The sequence below is a fragment of the Bacteroidota bacterium genome (genome assembly GCA_016715425.1).
Classification (GTDB): domain Bacteria; phylum Bacteroidota; class Bacteroidia; order Chitinophagales; family BACL12; genus JADKAC01.
The window spans coordinates 439,543-453,623 of the sequence record JADKAC010000002.1; the positions used below are offsets into that span (position 1 = coordinate 439,543).

Consider the following 14,081-nt stretch of genomic DNA (forward strand, 5'->3'; position numbering starts at 1 on the left):
GAATTGCACATCTTAACTTCGGCCTTCAATTAATTATGCATTGAATAAAGGAGTATTTACTTATCGAAATATTTTAAGTGCTATTGGCATTGCTTTCGGCATCTGGTTTATTTGGAATTTTTATGTCATCATCAGTTATTTTTTAATGGCTGCGGTGGTTTCACTTTTGGGAAAGCGCATTGTAAGACTATTAGATAAAATACATTTTGGAAAATATAAATTACCAAGATGGCTTTCTGCTTTATTTGCATTGGCAGTTATTATTGCAGGTATCGTTGGAATACAAATGCTTTTTATACCACTTATTATTGAACAGGCGCAAGTAATTGGAAGTATAGACACACAAGAAGTTGCTGCCGGTTTAGGTCCCTGGTTTCATCAACTTGAAGATTTTATTTTGCAATTTCAAAATAATCCTGACACCACTTATACCTCCTTAATAGATATGTTGTCTGCACAACTTAATGCTTGGATAACCATGACTTCAGTATCAAATATTTTTAGCAACATCTTAGTAAGTCTGGGAAGTATTATTACGGCAATATTCTCTGTCGCCTTTATATCTTTTTTCTTTTTGAGTGATGATAAATTATTTTCTAAGATTCTAATCGGTATTACACCCACTCGTTTTGAAGAAAAAGCAATTCGCATAATGAACCGCAGCGAAAAAACATTAACCCGTTATTTTACAGGACTTATTATACAATCCACAATAGTTTTTATATTAATTATTATAGGATTTTCGATTGCCGGATATAAATACGCAATGCTTATAGCCTTCTTTTGTGCTATTGTAAATATCATTCCTTATCTGGGTCCGATTATAGGAACCCTGTTTGCTTTGCTTGTCACCACCACCAGTCAATTTGCGACGAATCCAGATGCCAATTTGGGGGGTATAATTGTTACAATTGTGGCAATTTGCCAAGGTGTTCAATTGATTGATAATTATATTTCTCAACCATTAATTTTTTCAAATAGTCTAAATACACACCCTCTGGAAATATTTACCATCGTACTTATTTTCGGATCCATGGCAGGTATCATTGGGATGATAATAGCAGTGCCTGCTTACATTTTCATACGAATTATTGCCCGTGAATTTTTCAGCGAAATTAAAATTGTTAAGAATTTAACACAGGGCATGGAATAAATGTGAATAAGAAAAAATACATTTGCACGGCTGCAAATATATTTGCCGCCTTCTCCTCGTCACACCACACAAATTTAAGAGAGTACCCAAATTAAGTAAGACTATAGTTTTACAAAACCTTATTGGACACACGCACAATATTGCTTAACCCTAAATATTGATTAATTATGTCTAGCCAGTTTTTTGTAAAATGCGCAATGTATCTATGTAGTTTTTTAATTATAACCAACATTGCAGCTCAATCATCAGAAATTATTAAACCTGTTGCTCGGGAAATTTCCGAAAGCAAACTCAAAAAAGATTTCAGTAAAATAGAAATCTTTAATCCATTTACTCCTTCCACCGAACGAGTAATGCAAACCGATGCATTTGCAACTAATATCACCTTCACTACTGTGGATGCAGGTGTTCTTGAATCATTATATAATGAAAAGAAAGATGCAATATCATTGTCAATACCTTATAGAGATGAAGTATTGGAATTAGAGCTTATACAAGTGCATATATTGTCTTCGGGATTTAAAGTAACAAGTGCCTTAGGTGGTGACGAAGCTTATAACCCGGGAATTTATTATAGAGGGATAATAAAAGATGATCCCAATTCTATAGTAGCAATTAGTATTTTCCAAAATGAAATTTTTGGAGTTGCCTCTTCTCAAAAAGATGGAAATATAAATATTGGTCGTAATAAAAAACCAGGTGCTTTAGAAAATGAATATATGCTGTATTCAGATAAAGATATTTTGGTGGATTATGAAAATAAGGGGTGTGCAACTCCTGAACCTGAAGGATATGAATCCACTTTTCACGATTTACTTGAAACTAGTGGCGGCACTCGTATTGATAAATGCCCTAAAGTTTATTTAGAAGCAGATTACGATTTGTATGTAAATAAAGGAAGCGTAACAAGTACAAGTAATTATTTAACCAGCATCTTTAATAATTCAGCAGCTATTTATGCAAATGAAGATGTGCCGATTGAGATTTCAGAAATATTTGTTTGGAATACAGCGGATAGTTATTCAACTGCCACTTCTTTTAACGCACTAACGGATTTTAAAATTAACCGCCCTACTTTTAATGGAGATATTGCACATTTAATTGCAATGGATCCGGGTGGCTTAGGTGGCGTTGCATATACAATCAACGGCCTTTGCAATACTTATAAATATTGCTATAGCGATGTGAATTCCACCTATTCAGATTTCCCAACATATTCATGGACAGTAATGGTAATCACACATGAAATGGGTCATTTATTTGGCTCTTATCATACACATAGTTGCAATTGGGTAGGCGGTGCAATTGATAATTGTTATACTACAGAAGGTGGCTGTCCGGCAGGTCCTGCGCCAGTTGGTGGAGGAACCATAATGAGCTACTGTCATTTAACTGCATATGGAATTAATTTCAGTAATGGATTTGGCGCACAACCAGGAAACGCAATTCGAAATACCATTACGGCTGCTGCATGTATTGAAGGTGCTACCGGAGAAACAGATCCCGGCTATTGTGCATCACTTGGTGTAAATTCTGAATACGAATGGATTCAAAGTATTTCTATAAATGGAGTAAGTAATGTTTCAGATAATAATTTTGGGTATGCAGATTTTTCTGCCTTAACCGCTGAACTTGCACCCGGTGAAATGGTAAATGTTACATTAACTCCCGGCTATATTTCAGCAACAGCTTATCCTGAATATTTTAGTATCTGGATTGATTATAATAATGATTTGGATTTTAATGATGTGGGAGAAAATGTATATAATTCAGGCTCTGTTACTTCTAGTGTAAGTGGTACTTTTTATGTTCCTGCTGCTGCCAACGGCGAAACTAAAATGCGTATAGCTATGAAATATAATGCCGGAGCAACAACGTGCGAATTATTTTCTTATGGTGAAGTGGAAGATTATTCAGTTAGCTTCATAGCTTCCGATTTAAATTATTGTAATGCAAAAGGTGTAAGTGCTTTAACAGAATGGATAGATAAAATAGAACTGAATGGATTTATTAGAAATTCAAGCTCAGATGGAGGATATTATGATGGCACTGCCAACGTGATAGATCTAATGCCAGGAAATGCCTATAGTATTAAATACAGCGCAGGGTTTACACTATTACCTACAAGAGAATTTTACAAAGCTTGGATTGATTATAATCAAGATGGAGATTTTGAAGATTCCGGTGAAGAATTGTTTGCAAGAAAATCAAAATCTGCCAATAATATAAATAGCAGTTTCACTGTGCCTGCATCTGCATTAACCGGTAAAACCATGTTTAGAATTGCAATGAAGAATGGCGCTTACCCATCGCCATGTGAAACGTTTTTAGTAGGTGAAGTAGAAGATTATACAATTAATATTTTACCCGGATTGCAAGCTGGATTAAAAAGTGAAGATTCTGATTTGCAAGTGTATCCTAATCCAAATGATGGATTATTTCAACTTGTACTTAATAATTATGCAGAAGAAAATATGCTGATAAAAATCTATGATATGACTGGCAGAATTGTTTATACTTCTATTGAACCAAACACAAACGGAATTGCTGCAATTGACTGTAATAGTATTGCTTCCGGATTATATATGATACGCATATATAACGATACACAATGCATTGCTTCTGCTAAATTTATAAAAGAGTAATATTCAAGTTTATTAAAGGATAATACCTTTATCATTGCTTAACCCGGCGTAAATTATGCCGGGTTTTTTTATTCCTTTTTCTTAAGGAACTCTCACTTAAAAAGTATGCTTAATAATTATTAATTACTTTTAATTGTACTTATCACTTTAATCATGCATCATGTAATTATTGGAAATGGAATTGCAGGTATAACTGCGGCAAGAACTATCCGCAAAAGAAGCAATGATAAAATAACAGTTATCTCCGGTGAGACTGATCATTTTTATTCACGCACTGCACTAATGTATATCTATATGGGGCACATGCGCTATCAAGATACCAAACCGTATGAAGATTGGTTTTGGGAGAAAAATAACATTGAATTGAAACGTGCATGGGTAAACGCAATACAATCAGAAAAAAAACAAATTGTATTCGAAGATGGAAGTACAATGCAATATGATACATTATTAATTGCTACCGGTTCCAAATCAAATATGTTTTCCTGGCCGGGAAATAATTTGCAGGGAGTTCAAAGTTTATATTCTATGCAAGATCTGGATTTGCTGGAGCAGAATACTAAACATGGAATTAATCGAGCCGTAATTATCGGTGGTGGATTAATAGGAATTGAATTGGCGGAGATGTTACATGCTCGCAAATTTCCTGTTACCATGTTAGTACGAGAATCCAATTATTGGGACAATGTTTTACCACAACAAGAAGCAACATTAATTAGCAATCATATTCGTGCACATGGAATTGATTTAAGATTAGGCGCTGAATTAAAAGAAATAATTGGTGATGAAAATGGAAGAGTAAAAACAGTAATCACTAAAAATAATGAATCCATTGCATGTCAAGTGGTGGGTATTACGGTTGGTGTAAGTCCAAATATTTCAATGCTAAAAGATTCTGAAATTAAAACCGACAGAGGTGTGGTAATAAACAGCAATTTCCAAACAAATATTTCGGATGTTTTTGCAGCAGGAGATTGCGCTCAATTTCAAGAAGCACTCACTGATAGAAAACCAATAGAACAACTTTGGTACACAGGAAAAATTCAAGGTGAAACAGCCGCATTAAATATGTTGGGTTTTAAAACAGAATATACACCGGGCTATTGGTATAACAGTGCAAAATTTATGGATATAGAATATCAAACATACGGCACTGTGTTACCTCAATTAAGAGAAGGAGAAAGTGAATTTTATTGGGAGCATCCTAAGGGTAAAAAATGCTTGCATTTTATTTATAATACAAGTGATAGAAAATTTATAGGTATAAATAACTTTGGCATTCGACTAAGACATGAATTATTTAATCTTTGGTTAAAAGAAAGCCGAAGCATTGATTATGTTTTGGAACATTTAAAACCCGCTAATTTCGATCCTGAACTTTATCGAACTTATGAAAAGCAAATCATTAAAAAATGGAATTCAGAAAATCCAAATTATAAAATAGAACTCCGTTCAAAAAATTCGTTAAACAAAATAATTTTCGGTTAATAATTATATTATGTCGCAAGTAAACAACAGCTTATCATTTGCAAACCCACATCCCGCAAATTTTAATACTTTACAAAAAATCGGTTTAGCAATTATTGCAATTGGTCTTTTGGCAATCACTTTTGCATGGTTAAATATTTCGTTGGTATCGCCGGCAATTTATTTATACTTTATGCTTGGCGGTTTTGCAATTGGAGGTGGATTATTTTTTTATGGCTCTTATTATGACTCACCCGAAGGAATTAAAAATAACAGCAACTTTTTCTCATCATTAACATCACGAGGCGCCTTGGGATGGATAGCTGGAATTGTAATTACAGGCTTTTATCTGTGCCTGTATTTTAAAGACTACACCGATAAAATATTACAAGGAAATTCGCTTGGCGGATTAATCGCCATGTTCGATCCGATTAGTTATTTATTGCGTGGCCGTCCTTCCGACCAATGGTTTGTATATGGATCATTTTATACACTTGCCGTAACTATTATGGGAATAAAATTTATTGTGAAGTACAGACACAATAGATATCAGCAGGTGCGCACAATTTCAGTAATGTTTTTCCAATTAATTTTTGCATGGATGCTTCCGGGAATTCTTTTGCGATTATATAACTACGAACCTTATTGGAGTTATTTTTTCCCATTAGATTATGATGCGCTATTTCCATCAAATTTAAGTTATATCGCAAGCAATGGCGCATTAGGTCAGTTTACTATTTTCTGGGGATTGATACTCGCATTTATTGCAACACCAATTCTCACTTATTTTTCCGGCAAACGCTGGTATTGCAGTTGGGTATGTGGTTGTGGCGGACTTGCCGAAACTGCCGGCGATCCATTTCGTCATCTTTCTGATAAATCATTAAAAGCATGGAAAATAGAACGGTGGTTAATTCATTCCGTGCTTGCTGCAATTATTATTATCACCATATTACTACTTGTGGATGTGAGTCTTCAAGGCGGATTGCTTGGTGAAAATTTAGCAAAAGGTTTATCAAGAGGCTATGGCCTTGCTATAGGATCCATTTTTAGCGGAGTAGTTGGTGTGGGATTTTATCCGCTTTTAGGAAGCAGGGTTTGGTGTCGCTTTGGTTGTCCGATGGCTGCATATATGGGAATTATTCAAAGATTTAAATCACGGTTTAGAATAACAACTAATGGCGCCCAATGTATCAGTTGTGGAAATTGTTCCACCTATTGTGAAATGGGAATTGATGTACGTTGGTATGCGCAGCGCAATCAGAATATTGTAAGAGCAAGTTGTGTTGGATGTGGAGTGTGTTCCGCTGTTTGTCCTCGTGGAGTATTAAAACTGGAGACCGGACCGGAAACTTCTAAACGCACAGAAATTCAAATGAATGCAATTAGTTTTATTTCAGCAGATGATGTAGATGTTCTATCCTGAAAACCTAGATACAGATTTATTCTCACTACCTTAGCAACCGCTTTACATTAAGCCGAAAAAGGCAATAAGAGGTATGAAAATAAATGTAATAATTCCGGTATTTAATGAAAGCGGATCCATTGGGTATGTCCTGAACGATATACCCGTTGATCGGGTTGAAGAAGTGATTGTTGTAAATAATGGATCAACAGATAATACAGCAAGTATTGCCAAGGATGCAGGCGCTACTGTACTTTTAGAAACTACAAAAGGATATGGGGCTGCATGTTTAAAAGGATTAGAATATATAAGTAATAAATTACCGGAGCATCAACCGGATATAATTGTTTTTATGGATGGTGATTATTCTGATTATCCGGAACAATTAATAGATATTGTAAAACCGATAATTAATAACGAAGCTGATATGGTTATTGGAAGTCGGGCAAAAGGAAACAGAGAACAAGGTTCGATGTATCCGCATCAATTGTTTGGCAATTGGCTGGCAACAACATTAATGCGGTTGTTTCTAAAAGCAGATTTCAGCGACCTGGGACCATTTAGAGCAATACGATGGTCAAGTTTAAAACAATTACAAATGCAGGACACCAATTACGGATGGACAGTGGAAATGCAGGTGAAAGCAGTAAAAAATAAAATCAGATATACAGAAGTACCGGTGGATTACAGACGAAGAATTGGTAAATCAAAAATTACCGGTACAATAAAAGGAACTGTACTTGCGGGTTATAAAATTATTTTCACAATTATAAAATATGCCTGAACACATGGGCTTGCTCATAATTATACTTTATACTATACCAATTACAATATTATTTTTTTATTGTCTTACTCAATTGAATCTGGCCATACACTACTTAAAATTTAAGAGGTCACTAAAGGATGAAGAAAGTAATATTCAATTTAATATTCCGGAATCTGAATATCCTGTAGTAACAGTCCAATTACCCGTGTTTAATGAATTATATGTAGTTGAAAGATTAATTGACTCCATCGCTTCATTTAATTACCCAAAAGATAAATTACAGATTCAGGTTTTAGATGATTCATTAGATGAAACAGTGGATTTAGTTGCGGCAAAAGTGTTGGAATGGAAAAATAAAGGATTAGATATTCAACAGATAAGACGTACAGACCGCACAGGATTTAAAGCAGGTGCTTTACAAGAAGGTCTGCAATATGCCAAGGGCGAATTCATTTGCATTTTTGATGCTGACTTTATTCCCTATGCTGATTTTTTACAACGCACTCTACCTTACTTTGATGATGCTAAAATTGGTGTGGTGCAAACTCGATGGGAACATATTAATAAAGACTATTCTATTCTCACCAAGATACAGGCTTTCGCACTTGACCTGCATTTTACTATAGAACAAACAGGAAGAAGTGCCGCAGGATATTTTATTAATTTCAATGGTACAGCAGGTATTTGGCGTAAAACAACTATTAATGATGCAGGTGGTTGGATGAGTGATACACTCACAGAAGATTTGGATTTAAGTTATAGAGCGCAACTAAAAGGCTGGAAGTTTAAATATGTAGAAAGCATTGCTTCACCTGCTGAATTACCCACGGATATGAATGCAGTAAAATCTCAACAGTTCAGATGGAATAAAGGCGGTGCTGAAACGGCAAAAAAAATTGGACGTACAGTATTAAACTCTGAATTGCCATTAAAGGTGAAGTTAAATGCGATAGTGCATTTGTTTAATACCACTAACTATATCTTCATATTTTTTACAGGACTATTAAGCGTTCCTTTATTATTTGTAAAAAATATTTATATAGAATTCAATTATTTTAAATACGCCAGTATATTTTTATTGGGCTCTATCTCTATCGCATTTGCTTATTACATTTCTATAAGACAAGCGTTTGAAACCAAACAACAAACCTGGAAAGCATTTCTCACCCGCTTCCCAATTTTTCTAGCAATAACAATGGGACTTTCATTACATAATGCATGGGCTGTGTTACGTGGCTGGACAGGGCATAAGTCTGCATTTATCCGCACACCGAAATTCAATATCATGAAGTCAAATGATCTTTGGAATAACAAGAAATATATATCAAGAAAAATAACTGCAATCACTTATTTGGAAGGATTATTTTGTATGTATTTTATTACCGGAATTGTAATGGCTTTTTATTATGAGGATTATGGCTTGCTTCCATTTCATATTTTATCCGCATTTGGTTTCGGAATTATTTTCTATTTTTCCGTGAAACACTCACGGCTTAAATCATGATATGGGAAACCACTAATTCTAAAAATAGCCGCTACTTTCTCTACTTGCTTTTTGGTGTAATTGCATTTTACTTTAATCGCTTTGTAGATAGAACTGATTTTATATTACTAATCAGTTGTTATAGCAGCCTCTTTTTGTTGTATGGATTACTTATAAAAAATATTTTCTCTTCAAAAATTGCATCATCAGAAATAATAATTGCTGCTGTTGGAATTCGCCTATTATTAATTGGTAATATCCCAAATCTTTCTGATGATTATTACAGATTTATTTGGGATGGCGTTGTAAATACTTTACATGTAAATCCGTTTGCTTTTACTCCGGAATTTTTATTAAATCAATTTAATAATTCCTCTAGATCTGAGTTTTTGCAAACTGATATATATGCCAATCTGAATTCAACAGAATATTACAGCATATATCCTCCTGTGTGTCAATGGATATTTACCGGTGTAAGTTATGTTGCGGGTAATTCCATCTTTCTACATGTGCTTTTATTAAAGACATGTATGGTATTATTTGAAGCAGGTTCAATTGTGTTGCTGATACGCATTTTAAGAAAACTGCAATTGCCTATTTCAAAAGCAGCGTACTATGCATTTAATCCATTAGTAATTATTGAACTCACGGGCAATATTCACATGGAAGCAATGATGATATTTTTTTTATTGCTGAGTATTTATTTGCTTTTGAATAATTTCTTTTTACCCGCTGCAATATTTTTGGGAATAAGTATATCAGTAAAGCTCTGGCCATTGATGTTGTTGCCTTTATTATTTAGAAGATTGGAAATCAGGCATGCATTAAAAATAATCGTCATTGCACTGTTAATAGTTGGAATTTCATTCCTACCTTATTATAAATCAGGAAGTATTTTAAACTATTTCACTAGCTTCCGCTTATACTTTCAAACTTTTGAGTTTAATGCAAGTATATATTATGCGTTAAAATGGATGTTTCAGAATAACTACAATTATGTAATACTTATACAGCGCATACTCCCTGTTATATTAACAATAACAATATTGCTGATTGCATTTTCAAAAAGAATTAAGTTAGATTTTATAACACTGTCTCTTCTGGTTTTCACTTTATATTTCTTATGTTCTACTACTATTCACCCATGGTATTTAACTCCTTTAATTGCTCTTACATCAATCACTATCCTACGCTATTCTATTCTTTGGTCTTTTCTAATTTGTTTTACATATATCACTTACAACTATTTACCTTATCAGGAGAATTTGATTATTGTTGCTATTGAATATTTAATTCTCTATGCAGTAATTATGTATGAATTTTTCAACTTAAGAAAATCTATAAAATAAAAAAGGGGCCTTTCGGCCCCTTTCCAAATCATGTAATTATATTATTTCGAAATGTGGAATTCCACACGACGGTTTGTTTGATGTTCTGCTTCCTGACGAGCATTAGGTATAAGGTTATTACTTTCACCTTCATACTTCATAATAAATCTGCTTTGATCAATCTTCTTTACAGTTGATAAATAATCAAGAGCGGCTTTAGCACGTTCTTCAGAAAGTTTTAAGTTGTATGATTCACTTCCACGAGAGTCGGCATGTCCAACTAATTCAACTTTCATTTTAGGATACTGAGCCATGATATCAGCAACATAAACTAATTGAGGAACTGCATCAGGACGAATCTTGGATTTATCCAAATCAAAGAATATCATTGGTAAATACCAGTTAGTAGCTGCTGCAGGTTGCTTAGCAAATCTTGCATCAATTAATTCATTTACTCTTTCATCAGTCATGTGAATGTTCTGACAATTTTCAATAGCTAAGTTAGGAGTAGAGAATGGTTCTGGATCTTCACTGTCAATACAACCATCTTTATCGCTATCAAGAGAAACACCATGAGTATCAACAGGTGTTCCTGCAGGTGTGTTAGGCTCACGATCTAAATAATCAATTACGCCATCATCATCTGCATCAGCTAATAAATTAGCAGGATCTATTTCATTTAATTTATTATAAACAAAATTCAAAGGATTCACTTCCCAAAGTGGTTGCTGAGATTTACTTCCTAAGTTAAATCCAAGATTAATTGTACTGAAGTGATACATATCATTTGCACCACCAGCTCTTTGACCATCAGCAAGATCATCGAAGAAATAACTCATTCTATGTTCTAAACCTAATTCAACTGCACGGCCTAATTTCCAGGAAATACCAGCACCTACAGAAAAGCTTGGGTTTACTACTTGCGTACCTTCTCCCCAAGTTACTGGATTGGCAACCTCAGCTTGAGTTTCATAATCGCCATCTAAAGCAGCATGTAAATTATCAAGGCGATTGCTTTTTCCATCATCGTTGGATAAAGGATTATCACCAATAATAGTAACGAAATCATATTCCGCACCATTGGCATCTTTAGCATCCATCTGAGTTTCATAAACGAATAAGCCTAGACCACCAAATCCATAAAGTAAGAATTTAGGAGTGGCGTTATGAAAATTCACATTATTCAAATTGAACATTACATCAAATGAACCATGAATAATGGTGGTTTTGTAATTACTAACCCAAGGTAGAGTTGAATAATCTGCACCATCTGAATAATTAGTACCTGGATCTTGGCTTGCAAAAGCACCATTTAGTGTTTTATTTTCGCTAATACCTGAATCTTCGTAATCCATACCATAGGCTGTGTTATAGCTGGCATGTAATCTAATAGAAGTTACATATCCTAAACCTTTGCGGATGTTTAAACCTGCACCCCAAGCTGGGCTGTGGCTGCTTCCAAATGGATCAGTTCTCACGTCTCCATTTAATTGTGGTACGCCTAAGGCGATTCCGATATTCCACTGGTTGCGTGGTTTTGCCGGAAAGGCATAATCCCCTGCAACAAACTGCTCGTGCTGTTCCATACGGCTGTCAGGGATCCACTCTTCATTAATAACAGGCTCGATCTGAGCAAAAGCAGAGCCACTTATAAGTAGCAATGCTGCAATGATAAATTTACGGGTAACCATGATTTGCATTTTTGTATTGATTTTTTTCTTATAAATAATTGTTCGCAAAAGTAGCTTTAAACTATAAGCCATGCAAGCACTTTCAATAAGATTAATTCACTTTTAAGACTGAATTAAACATTTTTTATTTGCAAGCGAAACAAAACTAAGCGCTAAAACTCTTTCAAACAAGAAAATGAACAAGATTTTACACACTATGATGCAACGTTTTTGAAAACCTTTAACCTCAAAGGTTTGATTACTATCTCAATAATGTAATTGTACCTGATTTTTCTATTTGTACACCGGAGGTTGTTATTACATTTATAATATATATATAGGAGTCAATTTCTTGAGTTGCTCCATTTTTTGTCCCGTCCCAGCCTCTTGTTATTTCACTTGTAGATAGTATCAATGCTCCCCATCTGTCATATATATCCATAGTTCCGGACTCAATAAAATCCATGGAAACATGAAAGTTATCATTCATTCCATCTCCATTTGGTGTAAATACATTGGGCAAAATAAGATCTAGTTCTACTATTAAATCCATTACATCGAAACCTATACATCCATTTGGATCTATGACTGATAATAGATAACTGGTGTTTTGCAAAGGTGATGCGATTGGGTTTATGCAATCAGTACAGCTTAAACCAATTGTAGGTGTCCAAACTATATTATAAGGAGTGGCAGCATCGGTGCTTGCATTTATTTGTGTTAATCCTCCGTAAGGAATAATCAGATTATTACCTGCATCCACAATAACTTCAGGTGGTTGAGTTAATTCAATTTCCAAAGTATCCCAACAGCCTCTTTGATCTTTTACTGTGAAAATATAATTGCCGGCAGAAAGATTTATAAAAAGACTATCGGTATAGACATTACCATCCAGAAAAAATATATAAGGAGGTACACCACCGCTAGCATCTAAGAGTATTTCACCATCAGTACCTTCAAAACAAGTTATATTCTGTGTATCTGCAATTCCTAATTCCAATAATGGTGGATCAGTTAGTTCAAATTCTAAAGTTATTTTACATCCACCTTCTTCCTCCACAATAACAGAATATGTTCCAGGTCCTAATCCACCAATACTATCTGTTGATGCTCCTGTACTCCATGTAAACGTAACAGGATTAGAATTCCCGGTTACAGTTAGGCTTAACCAACCATCACTTTCTCCATGGCAGGTAATTTCATGGCCCAGATAAACAACATCATATGGAGTGCTTATTCCAATTTCAACTGTGTCAGATAGTGTACCTCCATCACAAAAACTTACTTCTGCATAATAGGAAGTGGTAACATCAGGATTTACAACTATAGAATCACCATAACCAATTACTGTTGCTGAAGGAAGTTCATACCATGTAATCTGGTCGGGTTTAAATCTCCAACTGTTGTCGGTTGCTGACCAGTCTTCAGCATTTCTATCGGGTACAGTGTATGCTTCAGTGCCATCTGCATTATGAATTCCTTCTGTAGAAATTCCAAGATCCCATGCTCCACAAACATCCACATCAGTAAGGTGATGTTCTACAACATTCGTGGATTCATATAATATTATTTGAAAAGTACCCTCAAAACCGGTACAAGAAAAAAGTGGTACTTCTTCATAGGTGATTACAAATCTGCGGTAAGGTGCAGTGCCTAGAAGCTCCCGATGAATACAATTAGCACATAATCCTGTATGCCAATCCGTCCAAGCAGGCATTACTGCAGCTTTTGGAACATTCATAGCGTTGTCTGGAATCGTCCCATCTGGAGTCCAGTTCGTACTCCAACCTGCTCCGGGCACTACAAAACTTATCCATCCATTAGAGCAGATATAAACCTCATCATACACTTCGCCGAAAAAGCAAAAATCAAAACCTATATCATAACCACCCAGATAAGTATCATCTACCATAGTCATACTTGTACCTCCAATAGGTTCGGGAGCAAATGGAATTTCTTCTACCTCATAAGTTAATGTACCTAATACTCCATCAACTTCAGCATAAAGTGTAACCGGGTCGCCGCTACATATAACCGTATCCTGATGCACGATTATGGATTGGGCAAAGGTTGAATAGCTTAATAATATAACAACGAATAAAAAAATGAACTTACCATACATCTTTTCAAAAATTTCTGAATGATAAAGTTAACATTTTTGAAA

Annotated in this window: 9 protein-coding genes; 7 read left to right on the forward strand and 2 right to left on the reverse strand. The window is 34.8% G+C overall.

The genetic code is table 11. From position 1 onward, the window contains the following. Positions 1 to 40 precede the first annotated feature (40 nt). The 7 genes from IPN31_03765 to IPN31_03795 all read left to right on the forward strand — a co-directional run bounded on the left by IPN31_03765 (position 41) and on the right by IPN31_03795 (position 10,268). Entirely contained in the window at positions 41 to 1,153 is a 1,113-nt protein-coding gene (locus tag IPN31_03765) for an AI-2E family transporter (protein MBK8681019.1), read from the forward strand. 167 nt (positions 1,154 to 1,320) lie between these two features. Beyond that, complete coding sequence (locus IPN31_03770; protein ID MBK8681020.1) at positions 1,321 to 3,798, forward strand: T9SS type A sorting domain-containing protein; 2,478 nt, start codon at positions 1,321 to 1,323, stop codon at positions 3,796 to 3,798. A 150-nt stretch (positions 3,799 to 3,948) separates the two neighbouring features. Continuing rightward, a complete protein-coding gene (locus IPN31_03775) occupies positions 3,949 to 5,286 on the forward strand; it encodes an FAD-dependent oxidoreductase (GenBank protein MBK8681021.1) in 1,338 nt (445 codons plus the stop codon). Positions 5,287 to 5,296: 10 nt separating this feature from the next. After that, on the forward strand, positions 5,297 to 6,691 hold the full coding sequence (locus IPN31_03780) for a 4Fe-4S binding protein (GenBank protein ID MBK8681022.1): 1,395 nt from the start codon (positions 5,297 to 5,299) through the stop codon (positions 6,689 to 6,691). A 73-nt stretch (positions 6,692 to 6,764) separates the two neighbouring features. After that, positions 6,765 to 7,454, forward strand: a complete 690-nt coding sequence (locus IPN31_03785; GenBank protein MBK8681023.1) for a glycosyltransferase family 2 protein — start codon at positions 6,765 to 6,767, stop codon at positions 7,452 to 7,454. A 4-nt stretch (positions 7,455 to 7,458) separates the two neighbouring features. After that, positions 7,459 to 8,940, forward strand: coding sequence for a glycosyltransferase (locus IPN31_03790; GenBank protein ID MBK8681024.1), 1,482 nt, complete (start codon positions 7,459 to 7,461; stop codon positions 8,938 to 8,940). Next, entirely contained in the window at positions 8,937 to 10,268 is a 1,332-nt protein-coding gene (locus IPN31_03795) for a DUF2029 domain-containing protein (protein MBK8681025.1), read from the forward strand. Before IPN31_03790 ends, IPN31_03795 begins: the two co-directional genes overlap by 4 nt. A gap of 41 nt (positions 10,269 to 10,309) precedes the next feature. On the opposite strand, the gene IPN31_03800 is transcribed toward IPN31_03795, so the two are convergent. Beyond that, complete coding sequence (locus IPN31_03800) at positions 10,310 to 12,010, reverse strand: OmpA family protein (GenBank protein ID MBK8681026.1); 1,701 nt, start codon at positions 12,008 to 12,010, stop codon at positions 10,310 to 10,312. A gap of 169 nt (positions 12,011 to 12,179) precedes the next feature. Next, positions 12,180 to 14,039: a gliding motility-associated C-terminal domain-containing protein gene (locus IPN31_03805; protein ID MBK8681027.1), complete on the reverse strand. Its 1,860-nt coding sequence runs from the start codon at positions 14,037 to 14,039 to the stop codon at positions 12,180 to 12,182. Positions 14,040 to 14,081: the final 42 nt, after the last annotated feature.